The sequence below is a fragment of the Mycobacterium sp. 5-140-3-2 genome, assembly GCF_035666375.1.
GTDB lineage: Bacteria > Actinomycetota > Actinomycetes > Mycobacteriales > Mycobacteriaceae > Mycobacterium > Mycobacterium intracellulare.
In genome coordinates this window covers 1,352,102-1,374,736 of the sequence record NZ_CP142025.1, presented here as the reverse complement: position 1 = coordinate 1,374,736, position 22,635 = coordinate 1,352,102, and the positions used below count along the sequence as shown (strand labels likewise).

Sequence of the window (22,635 nt, the reverse complement as noted above, 5' to 3'; positions counted from 1 at the left end):
CCTCGACCGACTGATCGGTGGTCCGCCGAGCGTATCGCACGTCACAGTTGAATCACCCAAGGGGTATCTCCCGAGGCCGGTCTTGAACCAGCCCGATCGGATGAGCCTCCGAGGGGCCGGTCGCCTGTGCGGCTTTTTGGGGTTCTACCTGGACCGTACCACACAACACGCCCCTACTACTACCCCTCGTCGTAGTAGTCGTCGCCCCGGCGCAAGAGCGGGATCGCCGTCGCGACGCCGGCGACCAAGATGGCGCCCAGCATCACCGCGGCGGTGTCGCGGGGGCGGAAAAAGATCGTGCTCGCCGCGCCGAACGCGACGATGCCGACCCACAGATAAATCAGCAACACCACGCGGCGGTGGGAATGGCCGATCTGCAGCAACCGGTGATGCAGATGCATCTTGTCGGGGCTGAACGCGCTGCGGCCCGCGCGGGTGCGGCGCACGATCGCCAGCAGCAAATCGAGCATCGGCACGAAGATGACGGCCGCGACCAGCAGGAACGGTGACAGCAGGGCGAACACGTCGCGGGCGCCGTAGGCGTTTTGCGAAACGGGGCCGGCCGCCGTCGTGGAGGCGGCGGCCAGCATCAAGCCGATCAGCATCGAGCCGGAGTCGCCCATGAAGATCTTGGCGCGATGAAAGTTGTGCGGCAGAAAGCCCAGACACGCCCCCGCGAGCACCACCGAGATCACCGCCGGCGGATAGAAGAGGACGTCGCCGCCGTGGTCGCGGAGCAGCCCGACCGAGAACATGCAGATCGCCAACGCGGTGATCAGGCCCAGCCCGGCGGCCAGACCGTCGAGCCCGTCGACGAAGTTCATCGCGTTGACCACCGATACGGTGAGCGCCAGCGTCAGCAGGATCGACGACGCCTGGTCGAGCACGATGGTGCCGACCCCGCCCATGGGGATGTACAGGACGCTCCAGGCCACACCCATGGTGACCAGCACGCTGGCCGCGGTGATCTGGCCGGCGAACTTGGTCAGGGCGTCCAGGCCCCACCGGTCGTCGATCAGCCCGATCCCCATGATGACCGCGCCGGCCACCAGGACCGCTGGCATGCCCGTGGAGTAGACGAACCCGCGGGTGAGCGCGGGAAGCTGGGAGGCCAGGAACACCGCGGTGACGACGCCGAGAAACATCGCCAGCCCGCCCATGCGCGGGGTGGGTGTGACATGTACGTCGCGCTCCCGCGGATAGGCGACGGCGCCCAGCCGGGTCGCCAGCACGCGGACCGGTCCGGTGGCGAAATAGGTGATGATCGCCGCGGTGAGTCCCACCAGCGCCAGCTCGCGTAGCGGAACACCGGCGCCGCGGTCAGAAAGGGCGAGCAAACCACCGGCGAGGTTGGTCATGTCGCTGGACACCAACGAGACCGTAGTGCACAAACCTGGGAGCTCGCGACAACCGCTCCAGTCAGGCCTCGGCGGTCAGGCCCTCAGGATCGACACCGAGGACTTCGGCGATGCGCTCCGCGCTGACCGGGCCCGGCCGCAGGATGCGTGGCGTGGGTCCGGTCAGGTCCACGATCGTGGAGGCGGCGCCCTGCTCGGACGGACCCGCTTCCAGGTAGACGTCGACGAGATCGCCGAGTTGATCTCGCGCCTCACCGGCGTCCACGGCGGCCGTATGGCCGGAGATGTTGGCGCTCGAGACCGCCAGCGGTCCCACTTCACGCAGGAGTTCGATGGCGACCGGGTGCAGCGGCATCCGCAGCATCACGGTGCCGCGGGCATCGCCGAGGTCCCACTGCAACGACGGCGCCTGTGTGACCACCAGGCTGAGCGCGCCCGGCCAGAACGCGCGGATCAGGTCGCGGGCGCCGTCCGGCATGGTGTAGACGAGCCCCTCGATGGTGTGCCAGGAGCCGACCAGCACGCCCACCGGCATGTCGCGCCCGCGCCCCTTCGCCGAGAGCAGCGCCGAGACCGCGGCGCTGTTGAACGCGTCGGCACCGATGCCGTACACCGTGTCGGTCGGCATGACCACGAGCCGCCCGCCCTTGAGAGCTCCTGCCGCCGCGGCGATTCCGAGCGCGCGCTGCTCGGGATCGGCGCAGTCAAAGACGTCGGTCATTGGCGCCACTCCTCCTCGCCGTCACGAACCGCGGCCGGCCGGTCAGGTCCTGACGCGCCCGGACGTCCTCGAAAAGCCCGGTGCGAACAAACAATTCCACGGTCTCGCGCGAGGTGGTGTCGTCATGCTCAATGCCGATCAGCCCCCCGGGACGCAGCCAACGGCCGGCGAGGCGCACTATCGGAGCAATCACCGCCAGACCGTCCGGCCCGCCGAACACTGCCTGGCGCGGATCATGTTGGGCGACTTCAGGGTCCAGCACGGCGCCGTCGGGAACATAGGGCGGGTTGGCCACGATCAGGTCGACCCTTCCGTCCAGTTGCGGAAGCAGGCCGGGTTCGGTGACGTCGGCCCGCACGATCTCGACTGCCGTGCCCTCAGCGTTACCGCGCGCGTACTCGAGGGCGGCGTCGGAGTTGTCGAGAGCGACGATTCGTGCTTCCTGCCCCAGTTCGGCCCGGTGGTGGGCCAGCGCCACCGCCAAAGCGCCGGACCCGGTGCACAGGTCGACGATGACCGGCCGTGGCGCAAGTCGTTGCGCGCGGGCCCATTCCAGCAGGGCCTCGGTTTCGGGGCGGGGTATGAACACGCCGGGACCGACGCGCAGCTGCACGGGACCGAATGCCGCCGTCCCCAGCAGATGCTGCAGCGGCACGCGTCGCGAACGAACGGCCACCGCGTCGCGGTACCGTCCGAGAAAGTCCTCGCCGGGCGAATCGAGCAACGCCAGGCGACCGCGGTCGATGCCAGCCAGGTGCGCGGCCAGCTGCTCGGCATCCCAACGCGCGGAATCGATTCCCGCTTCGGCGAGGGTGGCCGTCGCATCGTCGATCGCGCGCCGCAGGCTGAGCTGGCTTGTCCCGCTCCTCATCGCTTCGCTCCGCGTCGTCGCTGGGACGTCATGCTTGTTGCAGCCGGCTTTGCTTGTCGGCCGCAGCCAGGGCATCGAACAACGCATCCAGGTCGCCGTCGAGCACTTGATCGAGATTGTGCGACTTGAAGTTGATGCGGTGGTCGGCGATCCGGTTCTCCGGGAAGTTGTAGGTGCGGATGCGCTCGCTGCGGTCCACCGTGCGGATCTGGCTGGCCCGGTCCGCCGACGCGTCCGCCAGCGCCTGTTCTTCGGCCAAGGACTGCAGGCGCGCCGCCAGAACCTGCAGCGCCCGCGCCTTGTTCTGTAGCTGCGAGCGCTCGTTTTGACAGGTGACCACGATTCCGGTGGGCAAGTGCGTGATCCGCACCGCGGAGTCGGTGGTGTTGACACCCTGGCCGCCCTTGCCCGACGAACGGTAGACGTCGATGCGCAGATCCGACTCGTCGATCTGCACCTCGCCGATTTCTTCGGGTTCGGGATACACGAGCACACCCGCCGCCGAAGTGTGAACGCGGCCTTGGGATTCCGTCACTGGGACGCGTTGAACCCGGTGCACCCCGCCCTCGAACTTCATCCGCGACCAGACCCCGTCGGCCGAATCACCTTTGCTGGCGATGGACAGCGTCGCGTCCTTGTAACCGCCGAGGTCCGAGGTGGTTTCGTCCAGCACGGTGACGGTCCAGCCGTGCCGCTCGGCGTAGCGAATGTACATCCGGGCCAGGTCGGCGGCGAACAGCGCCGACTCTTCCCCGCCCTCACCGGATTTGACCTCGAGCACGATGTCGTCGGCGTCGTGCGGGTCGCGCGGGGCCAGCATGTCGGTGAGCTGGGTGTCCAACTCGGCCACCCGGGATTCCAGGTCGCTCGCCTCGGCGGCGAAGGAATCGTCGTCGGCGGCCAGTTCGCGCGCGGCCTCGAGGTCTTCACGGGCGGCCATCAGCTTGCGGTAGGTGCCGACGATCGGGGCCAGCCGGGCGAAGCGCCGTCCGGCCTTGCGGGCCTCGTCGGGGTTGCTGTGCAGTTCGGGGTCGGCCAGCCGTCGCTCGAGGTCGGCGTGCTCGGCCAGCAGCACGTCAATGGTCTGTACCGGCTTCGTCATGCCATACCTCCTGCCCCGTTGTCGCCCGTCACTGCCGCAAACGCAAACCGACGCCCGGCCTGTGCGACTGCACGCACAGTTCGGGCGTCGGTAACCGAGCTATTTGTCGACAGCAGCTCCGGCCTTGCGCTTGCCGTAGCGCTTCTCGAAGCGGGCGACCCGGCCACCGCTGTCCAGGATCTTCTGCTTGCCGGTGTAGAAGGGGTGGCACTGCGAGCAGACCTCGACGGTGATGTGGCCACCCTCTTTGGTGCTGCGCGTCTGGAAGGTGTTGCCGCATCCGCAGAGCACGGTGGTCTCCGCGTAGGCGGGGTGAATGTCAGCTTTCATGGTGTCCTCTTCGATCGTTTCAGCGTCCGATTATGCCGGGTCAACCGTCATGCCCCAAAACAGCGGGATGGGCTTCGCCATTCCCGGGGCGGTCGCCGCGAACTTAAATTACGGCGCTGGCGCCCGGCGTGTCTTGTGCGTGGTTTAGCGGGAGCGACGGTCCCCCTAGTCGTTGTCCATCCCAGGCGTCGTCTTGGACACCTGGACCAGGAACTCGTAGTTGGTCTTCGTCTTGCGCAGCTGCGACATCAGCAGGTCGATGGCCTGGTGGGAATCCAGGCCCGACAGCACGCGGCGCAGCTTGTGCACGATGCCGAACTCGTCCGGCGACAGCAGCAGTTCGTCCTTGCGGGTGCCGGAGGGGTTCACGTCGACCGCGGGGAAGACCCGGCGTTCGGAGATCTTGCGGTCCAGCTTGAGCTCGGCGTTACCGGTGCCCTTGAACTCCTCGAAGATGACCGTGTCACCGGTGGACCCCGTCTCGACCATCGCGGTGGCGATGATGGTCAGCGAGCCGCCCTCCTCGATGTTGCGCGCGGCGCCCAGGAAGCGCTTGGGCGGGTACAGCGCGGTGGAGTCGACACCACCGGACAGGATGCGGCCCGACGCCGGCGAGGCGTTGTTGTAGGCGCGCCCGAGGCGGGTGATCGAGTCCAGCAGCACGACGACGTCCTTGCCCTGCTCGACGAGCCGCTTGGCCCGCTCGATGGCCAGCTCGGCGGCCTGGGTGTGATCGGACGGCGGCCGGTCGAAGGTCGAGGAGATGACCTCACCCTTGACGGAACGCTGCATGTCGGTGACCTCCTCGGGCCGCTCGTCGACGAGCACGACCATGAGGTGGCATTCCGGGTTGTTCTTGGTGATCGCGTTGGCGATGTCCTGCAGGATCGTCGTCTTACCCGCCTTGGGCGGCGACACGATCAGCGCACGCTGGCCCTTCCCGATCGGCATGATCAGGTCGATGACCCGCGTGGTCAGCCGGTCGGGCGTGGTTTCCAGGCGAAGACGCTGGTTGGGGTACAGCGGCGTCAGCTTGGAGAAATCGGGGCGCTTCTTGGCGTCCTCGACCGAGCCGCCGTTGACGCTGTCCAGGCGGACCAGCGGATTGAACTTCTGCCGCTGGTTGGGCTGCTCGCCTTCCTTCGGCACGCGGACGGCGCCGGTGACGGCGTCACCGCGGCGCAGGCCGTTCTTGCGCACCATGTTCATCGACACGTAAACGTCATGGGGCCCGGCCAGGTACCCGGAAGTGCGCACGAACGCGTAATTGTCGAGGACGTCAAGAATGCCGGCTACCGGCTGAACGACGTCGTCCTCGCGCAGTTCGGCGTCGCCGCCCTCTCCGGAGCGCTCGCCCCGGCGCCGGCGGTCGCGGAAGCGGCGTCCCCGCCGGCCGCCGCGTCCTTCGCCGTCGTCGTCCTGCTGGTTCGACCCGCCACGGCCCTGCTGGCCGCCGGAGCTCTGTTGATCCTCGCTCCCGCCGCCCTGGCCGCGGTTCTCGTTCTGGTTGTCTTTGTCCTGCTTGCCTTCGCGGCCGTCGGTCTCGCCGGTGGCGCCGCCAACTCGGCCGCCGGTGCGCTCGCGATCGGCATCCTCGTTGCCGCGGTCGGTCGATCCCGCGTCGCGGGAAGCGCCGCGTCGTTCGCGGCGGGGCGCCTCGGTGGCTGCGCCGTTCTGGCCTTCCTTGGCCGCCGGTGCGTCAGCGCCGTTGTCGTCCTTGGTGTCTTTGGTGTCGTCGTCTTTGGTGTCCGGCTTGCCGCTGTCCTCAGTGGACTTCGTGCCGTTGGCGGGCACGCCGTTGGCCTGTCCCCTGACTTCTTTGATCGCGGCGATCAGTTCGTTCTTACGCATTCCCGACGTCCCTTTGACGCCGACCTGGTTAGCCAGCGCGCGTAGCTCGGGCAGCACCATGGTGGACAGGGCGCCGGCCGAAGCGCTCGTCTTCGCGTCGGGAGTGTCGGTGGTCACGGCATTAGACAGTTGATTGGCGTCAGTGTTTTCGCCAGCCGTGAACAGGTCCGTATCAGTCACGGAGTTCCTTTCTTCCCCCAATGATCACGTCATACGGGGGGTTCGTTGCATTCAGCCAAATTGCCGAGTGCGCCCAATCATCGACTCTGCAACGGTGATCGCCTGGATCGGCGGAGTAAACGGCGAACCTCGTCCACAAGAAGAATTGGTGTTGTCCTAGCGGCAAGGCAGTATGGATGCAGATGCAGATGCTGCGATTGCTGGACGGCTCCGAGGATAGCCCCCATCCCTGCTGGAAGCAAGCAAACCCTCCGGCCACGCTGTTGATCAACCCGCGACGGTGACTCCCGGACTCCAGCGAACTCGTTCGCCGGCAGCCATCTTGATGAGGGCAAATCCGCTTGTGGCGGCGTACTCCACCGCCTCCGGGGGCAACCCCGCCGCCGTGGTCATCGCGATCACCGATGGACCAGCCCCGGACAGCGTCGCTGCCACGTTATGACGCCGCAGCAGCCGCAAATATTCCGCCGAGGCGGGCATGGCCGGTGCGCGCTGCGGCTGGTGGAGCACATCTTCGGTGGCCGCCATGAGCAGGTCCGGGCGTTCGGTCAGCGCGACCACCAGCAACGCGGTGCGGCTGACGTTGAAGCGTGCGTCATCATGGCTGACCTGCGCCGGCAGCAGCACGCGGGTCTCGGCCGTCAGGGAGCGTTCCTCGGGAACGGCGCAGTACAGGTGGATGTCGGGGTGAAGCCGCAGCGGCACCGCCGCGTACCGCGGGTGATCACCGCTGCGGTCGACCCACGACACGACCGCACCGCCCAGCACGGCCGCCGCCGCGTTGTCGGGATGACCCTCGAAGTCCGAGGACAATTGAATCAGCTGGGTGTCGTCGAGCGTCTGCCAATCCGTCTGCGCGACAAGGCCGTTCGCGGCCGCAAGCCCGCCCACCACCGCCGCCGCGGACGAGCCCAGGCCGCGGGAATGCGGGATGGCGTTGCGGCACCGCACCACCAGCCCGGGGGCGCGGACCCCGACAGCTTGCAGGCCGCGCTCGAGGGCGCGCACCACCAGATGGTCGGCGTCCACCGGCAGTTGGCCGGCACCTTCCCCCTCTACCGTGACGACCAAGCCGGAAGAAGTTGTCTCCACGGTGATTTCGTCGCACAGACTCAACGCCAGACCGATGCTGTCGAAGCCCGGCCCGAGGTTTGCGCTGGAGGCCGAAACCACGGCGGTGGCCACCAGCCCGGCGGGCAGCATCGGGGTCACCAACGTGACCGCCGAGTGTGGGCGCTATGTACGTGGCCTGCCTGGAATTCGTCCATACGCCCCGCGCTCGGTGACCGCACTACGCCAGCCCCAGTTTTTCGACCACCAGGACCGGATCAACCGGCAGCGCGGTCACGGTGGGCATATCCCGTAGTGCCGTGTCGGGATCCTTGAGCCCGTTGCCCGTCACCGTGCACACGACCGTCGACCCGCGGGCCACCCAGCCGTCGTCGACGGCCTTGAGCAGACCCGCGATGCTGGCCGCCGAGGCGGGTTCGACGAACACACCTTCGGACTCGGCCACCAGGTGGTAGGCGGCCAGGATCTCCTCGTCGGTGGCCGCCAGGAAGCGGCCGTTGGATTGGCGCTGCGCGTCGACCGCGGCCGTCCACGACGCGGGCGCGCCGATGCGGATCGCGGTCGCAATCGTTTCCGGGTTCTTGACCGGCGCACCGTTCACCAGGGGGGCCGCGCCGGCCGCCTGGGTGCCCAGCATCCGCGGCAGCTTTTCGATCAGGCCCTCGTGGTGATACTCGGTGTATCCCTTCCAGTACGCGGTGATGTTGCCCGCGTTGCCGACCGGAAGGGCGTGCACGTCCGGCGCTGCGCCGAGCGCGTCGACGATCTCGAACGCGGCCGTCTTCTGGCCCTCGATGCGCACCGGGTTGACCGAATTGACCAAGGAGATCGTCGGGAAGTCGGCGGCCATCTTTCGGGCCAGTTCCAGGCAGTCGTCGAAGTTGCCGTCGATCTGGATGATCTTGGCGCCGTGCATCACCGCCTGCGCCAGCTTGCCCATCGCGATCTTGCCCTGCGGGATCAGCACCGCGCAGGTGATCCCGGCGCGGGCGGCATAGGCCGCCGCCGACGCCGAGGTGTTGCCGGTCGAGGCGCACAACACGGCCTGTTGGCCGCGCGCCACCGCATCGGTGACCGCCATCGTCATCCCCCGGTCTTTGAAGGAGCCGGTGGGATTGAGGCCCTCGACCTTGAGATGGACTGTGCAGCCGGTCTTTTCCGACAGGCGGGTCGCCGCGATCAGCGGGGTGCCGCCCTCGAGCAGGGTGACCGGGGTCCAGTCGTCGCCCACCGGCAACCGGTCCCGGTAGGCCTCGATGAGCCCGGGCCAGGGCTGGTGGACGGCGGTGCGCGGCGCGCTCATAGGGTGGTCCCTTCCAGTCGCAGCACGCTCGTCACGCTCTGCACGGCATCGAGGTCGGCGAGCGCGTCGACGGTTTCGGACAGCGCGGCGTCCGTGGCGCGGTGGGTGACCACGACGATCCGTGCCCCCACCCGTCGTCCGCCCTCGTCCGCGACGCCCTCCTGCCGCACCTCGGCGATGCTGACCTCGCGTTTGGCGAATTCGGCTGCCACCGAGGACAACACGCCGGGCTTGTCCGCCACGTTCATGCTGACGTAGTAGCGCGTGGAGATCAAACCCATTGGGGCTACGGGGAGTTGGGCGTACTTGGATTCCCGCGGCCCGCGGCTGCCCAGCACGCGGTTGCGCGCGGCCATCACCAGGTCCCCGGCCACGGCGGACGCGGTCGGCGCGCCGCCGGCGCCCTGGCCGTAGAACATCAGCCTTCCGGAGGCCTTGGCCTCGACCACGACCGCGTTGAACGCCCCGTTGACCGTGGCCAGAGGATGCGACAGCGGCACCAAAGCCGGATAGACGCGGGCCGAGACCCGCTCCTGGCCATCGCCGTCCGTGATGCGCTCGCAGATGGACAGCAGCTTGATGGTGCAGCCCAGCGCACGGGCGGACTCGAAGTCGGCCGGCGTGACCTTGGTGATGCCCTCGCGATAGACGTCGTCGGCGATCACCCGCGTGTGGAACGCGATGGACGCCAGGATCGCGGCCTTGGCGGCGGCGTCGTATCCCTCGACGTCGGCGGTGGGGTCGGCCTCGGCGTAGCCGAGCGCGCTGGCCTCGGCCAGCGCGGTGTCGTAGTCGGCGCCGGTGCTGTCCATCGCGGACAGGATGTAGTTCGTGGTGCCGTTGACGATGCCCGCGACCCGCAACACCGTGTCGCCCGCAAGCGACTGGGTGAGCGGCCGGATGACGGGAATCGCGCCCGCCACCGCCGCCTCGAAATACAGGTCGACATGCGCGCTTTCGGCCGCCTGCGCCAGCTCGCCGGTGGAGATGGACAGCAGCGCCTTGTTCGCCGTGACGACCGATTTGCCGTGTTCGAGGGCGCACAGGATGGCCTTGCGGGACGGCTCGACCGGTCCCATGAGCTCCACGACGATGTCGACGTCATCGCGCGCGGCGAGCCCTTCGATGTCGTCGGTGAGCAGCTCGGCGGGAACGCCACGGTCGTCGGCGACGCGGCGCACTCCGACGCCGCGCAGCACCAGGGGCGCGCCGACGCGGGCCGCGAGGTCATCGGCGCTTTCCTCGATGATTCGGACGACTTCGCTGCCGACGTTGCCCAACCCGAGTACCGCTACACCGACCGGCTTTTCCTCACGCGGCACCAGTTCACCTCACTTCCAGACTCAGCAGATCGTCGACCGTCTCGCGGCGCAGGAGCAGGCGCGCGCGCCCGTCACGCACCGCGACGACGGCGGGACGGCAGACCATGTTGTACCGACTCGACAACGAATAGCAGTAGGCGCCGGTGGCGGCCACCCCGATCAGGTCGCCGGGATGCAGGTCGCCGGGCACCCACGTGTCGCGCACGACGATATCGCCGCTCTCGCAATGCTTTCCGACAACACGCGCCAGCTCCGCGGGCGCATCGCTGAGCCGGGAGACCAGCCTGGCGTCGTATTGGGCGTCATACAGGGCGGTGCGGATGTTGTCGCTCATGCCGCCGTCGACGCTGACATAGCGCCGGTGTGCCGTGGCACTGACGTCCACGTCCTTGACGGTGCCCACCTCGTAGAGGGTGATGGTGCCCGGTCCGGCGATGGCTCGTCCGGGCTCGACGACCAGCCGCGGTGTCGGCAGCCCGACAGCCTCCGACTCGTTCTTCACGATCGCGCTCAACTTGGCGGCCAGTTCGCCCATCGGCGGCGGGTCGTCCGCGGCCAGATACGAGATACCAAGTCCGCCACCGAGATCCACGGTCGAGATCTGCGCGGTCTTGTCGACGCCGAACTGCTCGACGGCCTCGTGCAGCAGGCCGAGGACACGGCGCGCGGCGAGTTCGAAGCCGGCGACGTCGAAGATCTGCGAACCGATGTGGCTGTGCAGACCGACCACCCGCAGGTGTTCGGCTTCGAATACCCGGCCGACGGCGGCCAACGCCGCGCCGCTGGCCACGGACAGTCCGAACTTCTGGTCCTCGTGTGCGGTCGAGATGAACTCATGGGTGTGCGCTTCGACACCGACCGTGAGACGGACGAAGACGTCCTGGACGATACCCGCCTCGCCCGCAATGGTATTCAGACGCTCGATCTCGGTCATCGAGTCCAAAACGACGTGGCCGACACCGGCTTTGACCGCCGCGGTCAATTCCGCGACTGACTTGTTGTTGCCGTGGAAGGTGATCCGCTCCGGCGGGAAGTTGGCGTGCAGCGCAACGGCCAGCTCGCCGCCGGTGCACACGTCGAGCGACAGGCCTTCCTCGTCGATCCAGCGCGCGATCTCGCTGCACAGAAAGGCTTTCGCGGCATAGTGCACGTTCTTGCCCCCACCGAACGCCGACGCGATCTCGCGGCAGCGGGACCGGAAATCGTCCTCGTCGACGACGAACAGCGGGGTGCCGTACTCCTGGGCGAGGTCGGTCACCGCTACCCCCGCGATGCTGGCGACTCCGCCTTCATCGCGAGTCGTGTTGCGGGGCCACACGTTTGGCGCCAACAGCAGCAGCTCCTCGGCGGATTGCGGCCGCGGCGGGCTGTCGGCGTGGCGGGTCTCTTCGGCGTGCCGAGGACCGGCGGGATGAACGTTCACATTCGCTCCGGGGCAGTGACGCCGAGTATCGCCAAGCCGTTGGCGATCACCTGGCGGGTCGCCTGGCACAGCGCCAGGCGCGCGGTGTGCAGATCGGTGGGCTGCTCGTCGCCCTGCGGCAGCACCCGGCAGGAGTCGTAGAACCGGTGGTAGTCGCCGGCGAGGTCTTCCAGGTAGCGGCAGATCCGGTGCGGTTCGCGCAGCGACGACGCCGTCGTGAGCACCCGCGGGAATTCGCCGAGGGTGCGCAACAGCGTCCCCTCCTTGTCGTGGTCGAGCAGCCCGAGGTTCCCGGTGTCGGGGATGAGACCGAGTTCGGCGGCGTTGCGGGCCAGCGCCGAGAGCCGGGCGTGCGCGTATTGCACGTAATAGACCGGGTTTTCGTTGGACGCCGACGACCACAGCGCGAGGTCGATGTCGATCGGGGTGTCCACCGAGGACCGGATCAGGCTGTAGCGGGCGGCGTCGACGCCGATCGCCTCGACGAGATCGTCGAGGGTGAGCACGGTTCCGGCGCGCTTGCTCATCCGGACCGGCTGGCCGTCGCGGACCAAGTTGACCATCTGGCCGATGAGCACCTCGACGGTGGCCGGGTCCTCGCCGAGGGCGGCGGCGACCGCCTTGAGGCGGGCGATGTACCCGTGGTGGTCGGCGCCGAGCATGTAGATGCACAGGTCGAAGCCGCGTTGCCGCTTGTCCAGGTAGTAGGCGATGTCCCCGGCGATGTAGGCGGGCTTCCCGTCGCTCTTGATCACGACGCGATCCTTGTCATCACCAAAGGCACTGGCGCGCAACCATGTTGCGCCGTCCTTCTCGTAGATGTTGCCGGTCTCGCGCAGCTTGGCGAGGGCCTCGTCGACCCGTCCGCTGGTGTGCATCGCGTCTTCGTGGGTGTAGACGTCGAAGTCGGTGCCGAATTCGTGCAACGACTCCTTGATGTGGGTGAACATCAGGTCGACGCCGATGGCGCGGAAGGTCTCGTGCATCTCGGGGGCGGGCAGGCTCAGCGCGTCGGGGGCCTTCTGCACGATCTGGGCGGCGATGTCGTTGATGTAGGCGCCCGCGTAGCTGTCTTCCGGGGTGGGTTCGCCCTTGGCCGCGGCGATCAGCGAGCTGGCGAAGCGGTCGATCTGGGCGCCGTGGTCGTTGAAATAGTATTCGCGCACCACGTCGGCGCCCTGGGTGGACAGCAGCCGGCCCAGCGCGTCGCCGACCGCGGCCCAGCGGGTTCCGCCGATGTGGATCGGCCCGGTCGGGTTGGCCGAGACGAACTCCAGGTTGATGTGGTGACCGGCCAGCGCGTCGGAATGGCCGTAGCGAGCGCCGCCGTCGATGACGTTGTTGACCACGACCGCCTGCGCCGACGCCTCGAGGCGCAGGTTGATGAAGCCCGGTCCGGCCACCTCCGCGGAAGCGACGCCGTCGGCCTGCGCGAGTGCCTCGGCGAGCCATCCGGCGAGCTCGCGGGGGTTGGCACCGACCTTTTTGCCCAGCTGCATCGCCAGGTTGCTGGCGTAATCGCCGTGCTCGGGATTGCGGGGCCGCTCGACGGTCACCGTCGCCGGCAGCATGGCAGCGTCCAGCCCGCGCTCGGCCAGCACCGCGGCGGCGGTGTTTTTGAGCAGCTCAGCGAGGTCAGCGGGGGTCACGAGCGTCCATCCTATTGGCTCGCATGCCCGCGCCCCGAATCCGTTGCGGTGGCGGGGCGGCCGCCTGGATGCGCTAGTCTGTCGGAGCCCAATGGTGCAACAACAAAGTTGTAGCGCCCCCGTAGCTCAGGGGATAGAGCGTCTGCCTCCGGAGCAGAAGGCCGCAGGTTCGAATCCTGCCGGGGGCACCAGGGTCTACGCAGGTCAAACACGGTTTTTGACCCTAGCAGATGGCCCCACTGTTGTCCGGCTGTTATTCGGCCACGCCGCTCCCGTTTGCTCGCGGATCACCCACCCGCGACACACAGGAGCCACAACAATGCCCCTCCACCCAGCCAACACCCACGGCGCCAACATCGACCGCCCGGCCGTTCCCCCGTTGCACGCGCTGCACCTCCGCGGTGACCGTTTCATCGTCCACGACACGGCCGTGTTGAACCTGCCGCACGCCACGGGCGTCATCCGCCGCCACGTCGGCCCGGGCGGCGGCGTCACGTTCACCGGGCACGTTGACGCCGCAACGCCGGCGGACTGGATCGACGACACCACGCAGGCCGCCGACGCCGCCCGAGCGTGGGCGTTCGTCGTGGCCGAACTGGACGCGGCGCGGGCCGAACACCAGCGGGCGATCTTCGCGGCCATGCAGCACCACCCTGCCGGTTCCGCGTTGGGCGGTGCCCGATGAGTAGCCGCAGTTGGCTGGAACGCATCGCTGCGGCGGTCGCGGTGACGTTGGGCGTGACGTACTTCGGCGCCACCCAGGCGGGGGGTCGCCGGCGGCCTTGTCGCGGGCGGGTTAGTCGCCCTGCTGTGGGGCGCAATTCTTCTCGGCCAACACCTGGGCGGGAAGCGATGACCGACAGCGACGCAGCGGAGACCGCTGTCGGGTCCGCAGCCGAACCGACCGACATGCTGCCCACCCTGGCGCAGGACAGCCCTTCGCTGGCGTGGGCCGATGACGACCTCGACCACGAGGATCCGGTGCCGGCGTCATGGGGGGCCGTGTTCAACTTGGCCGCCGTCCTCCTGGTCTGCGGCCTCATCGCCGCAGCCATCACCGTTGTGCTCATCTGGGGTGCCCGGTGACCCGCCGTAGGGCCACACTGATCGCGTTCGCGGCGGTAGTGGCGATCATCGTCCTCAAGGCCATCACGACCGCGGGAGCAGCCCACGCCGGCCCGCCACCGCCGCCCCCAACACCACCGGGATCCGTGGAATGCAACGGGCAGCTCATCCCGGCGGACCCGCGGCTCGACGTGCAGAATCCGATGGGCGCGGTCATGTACCGCTGGTTCCTGCAGCAGATGTGTGCCGCCGGGACACCACCGGCGCCACCGCCCAACATGTAGCCCGCTTAACTGGCCAGAAGTAGCGCCCCGTCGAAATCTCTCGGCGGGGCGTTTTCTGTGACGTTTATATGAGGCCGAACGATTCACACCCGGACCGCGGCCACGGATTGGTACCGTGAGCCGCTTTTCACGGCCTACCGGAGGTGACGTACATGCTGTCCGAATCGCAGCGCTCGAGCGCGCTCGACGAGGAGCTGATGGCGATGCTGGCGCGCGGTGGTCGCGTCGAGGCGCGTACGCCGACGTCGGCAATCGTGTCAACGGGCAAGCCCGTCAACCACATTTTGCACCTCCTGATAACCGTTCTCTTGTTCGGTCTATGGCTGCCGGTGTGGATCATCATCGCGATCGACGGTGGCGAGAAGCGCACCACCGTCAGCGTCGACGAAAACGGCCACGTGCGACGCACAAGGGGGGCACCTACGTCGCCGACCGCGAACTGGCTCGGCCGGATGTCCGAAAACCAAGCCACACTTGTGGTTATCGCTGTTCTGATCGGCGGGATACTGCTAATCTCCGGAATCGCCCACCTGCTCCATTAGTGCTAACACAGCGTTGAAATGTGAACGGAGCGGCGGGCGGTTGCCATTTCAGGGCCTGCCACAACGGATTCCGCCGAGATTCGCGGATTACCCACCCGAGAACGCCCGGCGCGTGCCACCATCGGCGCAACACCCGCCCATTGCGTCAACAGGAGAACCACATGACCCCAGCCGTCCAGCTCGCAGTCATCGCGCTCATCGCCTGCGCGGTATGCGTGATACTCCTAGTCGCCGCCCAGCGACAGATCACCAAGCTGCGGGAACAGGCGGACGGCTGGCGCGACATCGCCATCCAATTCGCCGCCGACCTACGGGGTGGGGGGTACTAGCCGGGTGGACTTGGGATTGCCGGGGAGCAGCTATCGCAATATCTGCATCTCTGTCGCTGTCGGGGTGTACGGTCACTGCTGGCCAGCTTCAAGGCAAAGGCAATAGTTGCAGAAGGACTCGATGGACGCATTCAACCGGGACCATTACGTTCCTATCCTCTTCACGAAGGCCGGCGAACGAGACGCCTTGGGTCAAATCGATGACGCCAAGAAGCGCCGATTTACGCCGTTGTTCGTCGCGCATCCGATTGACTGGGACTTCGACCTAGACCAACCTAAGAAAACGGTCGACGATCACCTAAAGAAGTTGCCCGCTGATCTCAAGAAAACATGGGGCAAGCGGGCGGCCTTCATCGATGTGCTCCACCTTGACGAAGAGACCATGGCGGACGGCCGCCATCCGCTTGAGTGGATGGTCACAGAGGCATCGAAAATTCAGTTAGAGCTGGTGCCGGTTGTTTCACCGAGTCGCTCCGCTGAGTCCTTGGAAGCTGCACGGACGCTCCTGGGCAGTGGTACATCAGCAGACGTCTGCCTACGGCTCGAGGCGGAGCACTGGCCGGTTCCGCCGCAAAGCCAGGAAATCGATGCGCTTCTGGACCACCTCGGCGCGAAAAAATCAAACACGCACCTGATGATCGATCTTCGAGACAACACGGGATCTTCGTCCCTGTTCGCGCTTAACACCGCTTTGCAGTCACTCTCAATGCCGGCGGAATGGAAAACGGTCACCGCCACCGCCACGGCAATGCCCCAGACCCTGCCGCTGGGTCAGGGATTGCACGAGATCCCCCGCCAGGAATGGCTGAACTACCGCCAATTGGTCGACAACGAACGGTACGGCGCACGCCAACCAACGTTTGGCGACTACGCCATCGCTCACCCAGATCCATTCGCCGAAGTCGATCCTCGATATCTGCAGATCAGCGGGAAGCTGAAATACACGTGTAATAGCAAATGGCTTTTCGGCAGGGGAACCTTGTTTAAAGGAACTCAGGGTCGGAGCGAAGGCGGCGAAGCCATCCGTCCAGCAGCGCGCGCGATCTCGGCTCACAACGAATTCACGGCAACGCACTGCGGCAGCGAACCCTGGATCACGGCCGCAGCAAGCGACGGACCTACTGGTATGCCACGGACCTGGGTGACGGTTGGAACGCAGCATCACCTGTTGAGAGTTCTAGACCAGATCGAATCGATAAACTCCCAGGGCGCCAACGTTCCCGGCTCCTGAGGCCGTCCCGCACCAACTCCCTCAAAACGTCAATCTCGACGACCTGTGTAAGGCGCTCCCACAGCGCCCTTCTGGGCTTACTCCGGTATCCCCTTGCGGCGTCTACCTCTTCCAGGGCGGCTAACGCTTCGTCGCGCCATAGAAGTTGGGCAAGTGCGTACGCGTCCACAGCGTAATTCCGCTGGGGACTGGCGATTTCGTCGAGCACCGCTTCTTTGCCGTCCCATCTGGCGGCGATGCACCCCCACCATGGGGGGATCAAAGGCAACGCATGATCGAGGTGATTCTCGGCAACGACAATGGTGCAGAAATCGAGTACACGTGAATACACCTCGACCTGTGCAGGGAGCCGCTTGAGCGTGTCCGACGCGCTCTTCAGCTCGAAACCTGACAGCGCGGCATTCACGACAGCGACGTCCACGCGCGCCTCTCCACAAAGGCATAGTTCGTCGACGAATAACGTTGACCCCAGGTCGTTGGCATGATCCTGAAGTAGCTGCATATGCAGGGCGGCTCTGACGTCCCTGTCTCGCATGCTGTTCACGGTAGCGCCTACCTCCTTCTTTGAATGCGGCGGCAGACCGAAGTCGCCCCATCGCGATTCCATTCCGGCTCGGTCACATGGCCGCATAGTTCGGCGGTCCCGTGTTTCGTCGCGCCAAGCCGCACGATCCGCGGCCTCCCGGCCTCCAACGCCGCCACCCGCGCCTCGAGGGCGGCCAGGCGGCGCCGCACCGACCACCACCGCAACCAGCTCACCACGGGCGTATCCGGTCACGCGGGATCGCATACGTGCGGCAACAACCAGGGCCGCGATGACAACCGGCCAAGACCGTTTTGCTGCCCATCGCCCGCCGCTCGTGGCGATGCTCACCACCGCAATGCGGGCACTGCACGAATACCTCGGGGCCGACCAATCGGACCACCTCAGCGACACCATCAACCCACTCGTCTGGGGTGTTTCCGCAGGTCAACGCGCTCATTTCTCAAAACCTCCTGTGGGTCGCACCGAATCATCGGGGCGGACCTCAAACTCATCAGCAACACGTCCGCCGCCGCGGAACATGGGGCGCAGCGGCGCCGGCAGCGGCAGCGAATTGCCGCCGAACACCCACGCCGGCGCGGCGAGCGGGCGCGCCGCGGCCAGAAGCTCCATCTCAACGAATTCAGAGGCGGCTACTGCAGCCTGTTTCTGCTGGTAGAAGCCATTTGGGTCGGCGAGCAGCAACCTTGGGTCAACCTCGGTCCGGTGCTGCGCCTCCCGCCTCGCCAGCACGGCGTAGGCCCCTTCGACGACAACGACAACCGCCCCAGCGCTGCCCGGTTCTTCCAGCAGCTCAGGCATGCTTGCCCCACCGGGCGTTCGCGGCCTCGCGGGCCTTCAGCGTGCGCAGCGATTCTGGCTGCTTCGGGGCCGCCACTTCGATCTTCGCGAGTAGCTGAACCACCAGCCGGTCTAGTTGCCGGATCTCGGTGGACAGCTTCACCTGAACTTTCGCTTCCGAGGCGGCATCAAATGCGCTGGTCAGAGCGGTGCGACGGTCGATGGTGTCCGCGAGGATATCGAGGGTGTGTTGCTCAGCCGCGGTCCATGCCAGCGACACCCCCTGGCGCTCGGCCGCTTTGGCGAGCTTGGCGTCGAGAGCGTCGAGGAGTGTTTGCGCCTCCTGGCAGTGGGCGGTGGCCATTGTTTGCTGTCCTTTGCTGGCGTTAGCCGGTTATTTGCTGCACCTTATTGACGCGCACCCGCTATTGACACCCGAAAACAAAACACGATGCGTGCATTCAGATGTGTTCTTGCGCCCGGCCGGTGAATCTTTTGCCCCGGTCAGGGGCTCTCCCGCACCCCTTCTGACCTGCGGAAACGCTGAGCTTAGTTGAGGACGTCTCTCGCCAACGGAGCAGTGGCGGGCGGCTCCGTTATTAGACACGAACGCGGTGTCGATCTTGATAGCGCCGATAACGTTTGCTGGCGGCCTATTGGTGTTAGCTGGCGTGGACATTAGTTAGCGGCCCCTACCCGATAAGCGCTGCCCAAGCTGACGCTTGCCCCGATGGGTAGGCCAATGCGGGCTGCCGCGGCCATCCGACCGGTGACTCACCACCGGTGGTATGCGCAGTTCGGGCAGCGGCTTATCGTCAGCGGCTGTCACAATTCCGCCTCGTAGCGGCGCAACTCCGCCTCTGGGTCATAGCGCTGGTCGTATGCGATGGCGGGGATCCGTTGCGGCCGCAGCCCATCCGGCGACGGTCCCGACCGCGCGATCATGTCGTTGAGGCGACGCCAGTCGGCGTCGCTGACCGTCTGGGCCTGCTGCGCTGCAACCAGGATCTTCTGCGCCGCACCGAGAGACGGCACCTTCTGGGCAAACAAACCGTCGAGGTAGTCATGCACATGGCCTTTGGCGCGTAGCCAGGGCTGAAGCTCCTCGACGAGGACGGACAACTGCTCACCGTCGGCGGACTCGATTGCCTCTCGGACAACGTTGATCATGTCGCCCGGGTCGGTCGAATCGAGTAGCCGTTCGGTGCGTGCCCAGTAGCGCAGTGCGCGGGACTCTGCTGCTGCATCGCCTGGCTTCGTCAACGTGGCACGTTGCGCGTCGACTAGCTGTTGTGCCTCTTCAACTTTCGCGTGTACCGCTTCGTGCTGTAGCTCAGCGTCGCGGTACGCCTGGGTTGATGTGAACGCGTTGACGTGTTCCCGGATCTGTTCGTGGGTGTACCGAGGGTCATGCACGGCGGCTTCGGTCGCGTCGAGGTAGTCAGCGAAAGCATCGAAGGCGTGTTGCTTGGATGCCCAGGCCCGTTGCGCGGCTGTCGCCCCGGCTCGGTGCGCGAGTGCTTGCACCGCTGGCGGTTTCAGTGAGAACTCGGGCTGATTCGGAAGATCATTGGGGCTCATCGCTCCGGGGTTAGTGTGTTCGGAGCGTGGCGCGGACCAGTGCGCGTTGCCGTGGGCCGTGCCGGTGCGGTCGGCCTCGAGCTGGGAGTAGTAGTCGGTGGTCATTTGGTTGTCTCGCTTTCTACGGATTGGGTTGTGTTTTGTGGCAGCGCTTCCCGCCGCCCGGGTTATTGGGTTGTAAGTTCTGTTGCGGGTCAAGGCCTTCCGGCGTGGCGCATCATCTGCAGGCGTTGCCTGCTGTCGATCTCGCGCCGCATGGCTTCAACGTCGCTCACAGTGACATTCTCGATACGGACGCTGTAGTCCGGCGAGTAGCCGCTGGCCGCCTTTGGATCCAATTCGGGCATGCCCTGGCTGGCGATAGCGTGCAGATCGTCGAACTGTCCCGGTGACAGGATCGGCTCCGGTCGGTTCGTCTTGTTGATCGCGATGCCGTTCGGCTGCAACCAGCCCCCGGTGTCGAACTTCCCGGGCACCACGCCGCCGTGAGCGAGTCCGAGCAGCCCAGCCAGGTCGGTGGGCTGCAGCGGCGGCTGCGTTCCTGCCGGTGGTGCCTGTTGCGGCTTCGGCTGCACAGGCTGCGGCCCCTGCACCGGCGCGGGTGATCCTGGAAGTTGCGGCGTGGGCGCGGCCGGCCCTTGCGGCTGCGAACCAGCAAGCCCCTGCATCGGTGTCGGCGCCGGTGTGAAGTCACCCGTACCCGCGGTCGCGATCGGCGCCGACGCCCCGACCGGCTGCTGGCCCGGCATCTGCCCGGGCTGCACCGGGCCGCTAGGCGACGGGGTTTGCAGCCCGTCCTGCTGCCCTTGCGCCTTCTCGCCTGTGGTCACGGCTGCGGCTTGGCCGGGAAGTTGCGGCATGAATTGCGAAGGATCTGTTTGGAAGAACCGCGGCACGCCGAACGGCATCAGGATTTCCGCGAGGGCATCGCCGCCGATACCCGCCATCTGGAACCCGTACTGCACTCCACGTTCGGCCATCTTGGTGCCGATACCGATCAGGAACGACGACGCGGCTCCGCCGGCCTGCCCGCCGGCGCCGAAGCTGCCCGCCGTGGCAGCCGCGGACATAGCGGTCGACGCCGCCGACGCGGCCTGCTCGATCAGGCCGTTGATGGCTTGGGCGCCCATCTGCATCGCACCCGACCAGAGGCTCGTGCCTGCCTGGCCGCCGCCACCCGCGCCCGCGGGGATATAGCCTTGCGTCCGTTGGTCTTTGCCGCCGGGCGCCCCACTGGCGAACGGGTCTGCCGGGTTGTCCGGGGCGCCGGTAATCGAGGCACCCAGCCCGGCCATTGCGCCGCTGCCCGGCAAGAACCAATGGTCCTCGAACTGGGGGTCATTCGCACCGTGTGCACCCGCGCCGATCTGCACACCGTTACCGGCCGACTCGACGGCCCGCCCATCAGGGAGCGTGCCTGCCATGTGGCTATTGGGGCCGCCGCCGCCATGGTGGATACCGAGATTGAACTCGCCCGGCTTGCTGCCGCGGACGAAACCGTAGGCGGCCAGGTCGCTTTCGGTGTTGAACCGCGGCATCTGCTTACCAGTGATCCGGTTGTAGAGCTGCGACATGTATCCCGAGCAGTCCCAGAGTGTGGCGTACTGATACGGATGCCCCTGCGAACTGTTCAAGAAGTCGTTGAGCTGGCCGGCCGCCCCCGTCGTCGCCTGCGGCACCTGAATTGCCGGCATCGGGATAGGCGCCCCGCCAACGTTGTTCGTGCCATCGTCATACCCAGGCAGCTTCGTCCCACCGTTGAGCGCGGCAACGATCGCCGCGCCGCCGCGGTCCATCGCGGACTTCTTGACGACGCCCTCGCCGGTGGACACCCGCGCAGTGGGGATCCCGTCGGCGCCGATGCCGACGATCGAGTCGGAAACGCCGGTGCCCGGGCCGTAGATCCGGCCAGCCGGGGTCACACCACCCTTGGCGCGCTTCGGAAGCCAGGAGTAATCCGTCGCGGGTGCCGTAACCGCCGGCGGCGCCGGCGGCCCGGCTGGCGCCGGCACCGGCGCGGCGGGCGTCAGGTGTTTATCCAAACCGTTCGACGGGTCTGTGAGGCCGAGCCAGTCCGGCACCTTCCCGAAAAGCACGTGCCCCCAACCATGCTGGCCCGGATCGAACGTGTTTGAGTCGATGTGTAGCGCCTGATCAATCTGCAGCGCTGCCGCGGCGGCCACGGCCAACGGCCCGGCCATCGCCGAGGCAGCGGTGCCGATCTGGCCGAGCTTGCCCGCGATGCCAGGCGCGTCGTTCCCGAGCGCGCGCAGGAGCTGCCCGGACCCGTCGATCTGGGTTTTCAGGTCGGTGAACGACTGCTGTACGGGCGCCACCTTGCCGGCGAGATCTTTCACAGCGTCGCCGGCCCCGCTTTGCCCAATCGAGTTGAGCGCCCCGGCAACGCCGTTCAGAGTTCCGGCGGCATCCCGGTCCCGGATACCTGTGATCGCGTCACCGATGTTGTGCAAGCCATCGACCACTGGGGCGACTTTGTCGCTGATGCCCTGCAGCCACTGTCCGACCGGGCTGTCGCCGATCGCGCGACCGACCGCCCCGCCGGCCCTGCCGGCGGCGTCCACCAGAACCTTGTTGAGATCGATACCCGCCGACGTCGCGGCCTTGTTGACGGACTCGAGGATCGAGCCACCGATCGAATCGCCGGCCTTCTTCCCAGACTGCTTCGCGGCGTCACCGATGCCCCTGTCGAGTGCATCACCGGCAGACTTTCCCGCCTTCTCGGCGCCTTGACGGACGCCCCGCTCGAGCGCATCGCCGGCGGCCTTACCGGCCGACTCGCCGGCTTTGGTTGCGCCCGTGACAAATTCATCGTTGACCGCCTTGCCGGCGGACTTGGCGCCCTGAGAGATGCCCTTGCTGAGAGCATCGCCGGCCTGCTTGCCGACCTTCTCGGCCTGCTTACCAACGCCCGTGATCTCAGCAGCGAGCTCCTTCATCGCGCCGTCTGTCTTGACGCTGAGCTGAATAAATCCGCTAGCTAGCTTGACGCCTTCGGTCATCGTTCGTCCTCCCACGATGCGCGGTCGTCAGACCAGCAATGCCGGCTGCAGGGGGCGTCCCGATGATGACGGCACGTC

General features: G+C 66.8%; 22 protein-coding genes and 1 tRNA gene. 7 read left to right on the top strand and 16 right to left on the bottom strand.

Annotated elements, in window-relative coordinates:
* Positions 1-179: 179 nt before the first annotated feature.
* From rfe to argS, 11 genes are all read right to left on the bottom strand, one after another.
* Positions 180-1,358, bottom strand: coding sequence for a UDP-N-acetylglucosamine--decaprenyl-phosphate N-acetylglucosaminephosphotransferase (gene rfe, locus P6281_RS06730; protein ID WP_201408060.1), 1,179 nt, complete (start codon positions 1,356-1,358; stop codon positions 180-182).
* 61 nt (positions 1,359-1,419) lie between these two features.
* Complete coding sequence (locus P6281_RS06725; protein WP_201408036.1) at positions 1,420-2,079, bottom strand: L-threonylcarbamoyladenylate synthase; 660 nt, start codon at positions 2,077-2,079, stop codon at positions 1,420-1,422.
* Positions 2,063-2,950, bottom strand: coding sequence for a peptide chain release factor N(5)-glutamine methyltransferase (gene prmC / locus P6281_RS06720; RefSeq protein ID WP_202378016.1), 888 nt, complete (start codon positions 2,948-2,950; stop codon positions 2,063-2,065). Before prmC ends, P6281_RS06725 begins: the two co-directional genes overlap by 17 nt.
* A gap of 28 nt (positions 2,951-2,978) precedes the next feature.
* The gene (gene prfA / locus P6281_RS06715) at positions 2,979-4,052 is read right to left on the bottom strand and encodes a peptide chain release factor 1 (protein ID WP_009955314.1); all 1,074 of its coding nucleotides are present in this window, start codon (positions 4,050-4,052) and stop codon (positions 2,979-2,981) included.
* Between the two features lie 99 nt (positions 4,053-4,151).
* Entirely contained in the window at positions 4,152-4,382 is a 231-nt protein-coding gene (gene rpmE, locus P6281_RS06710; protein ID WP_036454905.1) for a 50S ribosomal protein L31, read from the bottom strand.
* A 165-nt stretch (positions 4,383-4,547) separates the two neighbouring features.
* Positions 4,548-6,413 carry a transcription termination factor Rho gene (gene rho / locus P6281_RS06705; RefSeq protein WP_036454903.1) on the bottom strand — a complete coding sequence of 622 codons (1,866 nt, stop codon included), beginning with the start codon at positions 6,411-6,413 and terminating at the stop codon, positions 4,548-4,550.
* 267 nt (positions 6,414-6,680) lie between these two features.
* On the bottom strand, positions 6,681-7,628 hold the full coding sequence (thrB, locus tag P6281_RS06700; protein ID WP_168710506.1) for a homoserine kinase: 948 nt from the start codon (positions 7,626-7,628) through the stop codon (positions 6,681-6,683).
* A gap of 76 nt (positions 7,629-7,704) precedes the next feature.
* Positions 7,705-8,787 (bottom strand): threonine synthase, encoded by a 1,083-nt coding sequence (thrC, locus tag P6281_RS06695; RefSeq protein WP_008254781.1) that lies wholly within the window; start codon positions 8,785-8,787, stop codon positions 7,705-7,707.
* Positions 8,784-10,109: a homoserine dehydrogenase gene (locus P6281_RS06690; RefSeq protein WP_008254778.1), complete on the bottom strand. Its 1,326-nt coding sequence runs from the start codon at positions 10,107-10,109 to the stop codon at positions 8,784-8,786. The genes thrC and P6281_RS06690 overlap by 4 nt, the downstream gene beginning before the upstream one ends.
* A 4-nt stretch (positions 10,110-10,113) precedes the next feature.
* Complete coding sequence (gene lysA, locus P6281_RS06685; protein WP_008254777.1) at positions 10,114-11,532, bottom strand: diaminopimelate decarboxylase; 1,419 nt, start codon at positions 11,530-11,532, stop codon at positions 10,114-10,116.
* Positions 11,529-13,181 (bottom strand): arginine--tRNA ligase, encoded by a 1,653-nt coding sequence (argS, locus tag P6281_RS06680; RefSeq protein WP_014941497.1) that lies wholly within the window; start codon positions 13,179-13,181, stop codon positions 11,529-11,531. Before argS ends, lysA begins: the two co-directional genes overlap by 4 nt.
* Before the next feature lie 115 nt (positions 13,182-13,296).
* Between argS and P6281_RS06675 the strand changes: the two genes are divergently transcribed.
* From P6281_RS06675 to P6281_RS06645, 7 genes are all read left to right on the top strand, one after another.
* Positions 13,297-13,372 (top strand) — tRNA-Arg (locus tag P6281_RS06675).
* A gap of 128 nt (positions 13,373-13,500) precedes the next feature.
* Positions 13,501-13,866, top strand: coding sequence for a hypothetical protein (locus tag P6281_RS06670; protein ID WP_324738677.1), 366 nt, complete (start codon positions 13,501-13,503; stop codon positions 13,864-13,866).
* A gap of 167 nt (positions 13,867-14,033) precedes the next feature.
* Positions 14,034-14,267 carry a hypothetical protein gene (locus P6281_RS06665; protein WP_324738676.1) on the top strand — a complete coding sequence of 78 codons (234 nt, stop codon included), beginning with the start codon at positions 14,034-14,036 and terminating at the stop codon, positions 14,265-14,267.
* Positions 14,264-14,530 (top strand): hypothetical protein, encoded by a 267-nt coding sequence (locus tag P6281_RS06660; RefSeq protein WP_324738675.1) that lies wholly within the window; start codon positions 14,264-14,266, stop codon positions 14,528-14,530. The genes P6281_RS06665 and P6281_RS06660 overlap by 4 nt, the downstream gene beginning before the upstream one ends.
* A gap of 152 nt (positions 14,531-14,682) precedes the next feature.
* The gene (locus P6281_RS06655) at positions 14,683-15,072 is read left to right on the top strand and encodes a hypothetical protein (protein WP_324738674.1); all 390 of its coding nucleotides are present in this window, start codon (positions 14,683-14,685) and stop codon (positions 15,070-15,072) included.
* Between the two features lie 161 nt (positions 15,073-15,233).
* Positions 15,234-15,401 (top strand): hypothetical protein, encoded by a 168-nt coding sequence (locus P6281_RS06650; RefSeq protein ID WP_164681173.1) that lies wholly within the window; start codon positions 15,234-15,236, stop codon positions 15,399-15,401.
* Between the two features lie 121 nt (positions 15,402-15,522).
* Positions 15,523-16,632 carry a beta family protein gene (locus tag P6281_RS06645; RefSeq protein WP_324738673.1) on the top strand — a complete coding sequence of 370 codons (1,110 nt, stop codon included), beginning with the start codon at positions 15,523-15,525 and terminating at the stop codon, positions 16,630-16,632.
* Here the strand turns inward: P6281_RS06645 and P6281_RS26130 are convergent.
* From P6281_RS26130 to P6281_RS06625, 5 genes are all read right to left on the bottom strand, one after another.
* A complete protein-coding gene (locus P6281_RS26130) occupies positions 16,520-17,134 on the bottom strand; it encodes a sce7726 family protein (protein WP_442757121.1) in 615 nt (204 codons plus the stop codon). The two genes, P6281_RS06645 and P6281_RS26130, sit on opposite strands and share 113 nt — an antisense overlap.
* Before the next feature lie 477 nt (positions 17,135-17,611).
* Positions 17,612-17,977, bottom strand: coding sequence for a transposase (locus P6281_RS06640; protein ID WP_324738672.1), 366 nt, complete (start codon positions 17,975-17,977; stop codon positions 17,612-17,614).
* A complete protein-coding gene (locus P6281_RS06635; RefSeq protein ID WP_324738671.1) occupies positions 17,970-18,320 on the bottom strand; it encodes a hypothetical protein in 351 nt (116 codons plus the stop codon). Before P6281_RS06635 ends, P6281_RS06640 begins: the two co-directional genes overlap by 8 nt.
* A gap of 461 nt (positions 18,321-18,781) precedes the next feature.
* Positions 18,782-19,642, bottom strand: coding sequence for a hypothetical protein (locus P6281_RS06630; protein ID WP_324738670.1), 861 nt, complete (start codon positions 19,640-19,642; stop codon positions 18,782-18,784).
* A gap of 89 nt (positions 19,643-19,731) precedes the next feature.
* The gene (locus P6281_RS06625; protein WP_324738669.1) at positions 19,732-22,557 is read right to left on the bottom strand and encodes a hypothetical protein; all 2,826 of its coding nucleotides are present in this window, start codon (positions 22,555-22,557) and stop codon (positions 19,732-19,734) included.
* Positions 22,558-22,635: the final 78 nt, after the last annotated feature.

What these genes read in the sequence shown, in the direction of transcription:
- P6281_RS26130 (WP_442757121.1), bottom strand. Translation starts at nt 17,134, where the DNA reads ATGCAGCTACTTCAGGATCATGCCAACGACCTGGGGTCAACGTTATTC.
- P6281_RS06645 (WP_324738673.1), top strand. Translation starts at nt 15,523, where the DNA reads ATGGACGCATTCAACCGGGACCATTACGTTCCTATCCTCTTCACGAAG.
- prmC (WP_202378016.1), bottom strand. Translation starts at nt 2,950, where the DNA reads ATGAGGAGCGGGACAAGCCAGCTCAGCCTGCGGCGCGCGATCGACGAT.
- rpmE (WP_036454905.1), bottom strand. Translation starts at nt 4,382, where the DNA reads ATGAAAGCTGACATTCACCCCGCCTACGCGGAGACCACCGTGCTCTGC.
- P6281_RS06650 (WP_164681173.1), top strand. Translation starts at nt 15,234, where the DNA reads ATGACCCCAGCCGTCCAGCTCGCAGTCATCGCGCTCATCGCCTGCGCG.
- P6281_RS06635 (WP_324738671.1), bottom strand. Translation starts at nt 18,320, where the DNA reads ATGGCCACCGCCCACTGCCAGGAGGCGCAAACACTCCTCGACGCTCTC.
- P6281_RS06640 (WP_324738672.1), bottom strand. Translation starts at nt 17,977, where the DNA reads ATGCCTGAGCTGCTGGAAGAACCGGGCAGCGCTGGGGCGGTTGTCGTT.
- P6281_RS06655 (WP_324738674.1), top strand. Translation starts at nt 14,683, where the DNA reads ATGCTGTCCGAATCGCAGCGCTCGAGCGCGCTCGACGAGGAGCTGATG.
- P6281_RS06670 (WP_324738677.1), top strand. Translation starts at nt 13,501, where the DNA reads ATGCCCCTCCACCCAGCCAACACCCACGGCGCCAACATCGACCGCCCG.
- P6281_RS06665 (WP_324738676.1), top strand. Translation starts at nt 14,034, where the DNA reads ATGACCGACAGCGACGCAGCGGAGACCGCTGTCGGGTCCGCAGCCGAA.
- rfe (WP_201408060.1), bottom strand. Translation starts at nt 1,358, where the DNA reads ATGACCAACCTCGCCGGTGGTTTGCTCGCCCTTTCTGACCGCGGCGCC.
- P6281_RS06625 (WP_324738669.1), bottom strand. Translation starts at nt 22,557, where the DNA reads ATGACCGAAGGCGTCAAGCTAGCTAGCGGATTTATTCAGCTCAGCGTC.
- prfA (WP_009955314.1), bottom strand. Translation starts at nt 4,052, where the DNA reads ATGACGAAGCCGGTACAGACCATTGACGTGCTGCTGGCCGAGCACGCC.
- P6281_RS06630 (WP_324738670.1), bottom strand. Translation starts at nt 19,642, where the DNA reads ATGACCACCGACTACTACTCCCAGCTCGAGGCCGACCGCACCGGCACG.
- P6281_RS06725 (WP_201408036.1), bottom strand. Translation starts at nt 2,079, where the DNA reads ATGACCGACGTCTTTGACTGCGCCGATCCCGAGCAGCGCGCGCTCGGA.
- thrC (WP_008254781.1), bottom strand. Translation starts at nt 8,787, where the DNA reads ATGAGCGCGCCGCGCACCGCCGTCCACCAGCCCTGGCCCGGGCTCATC.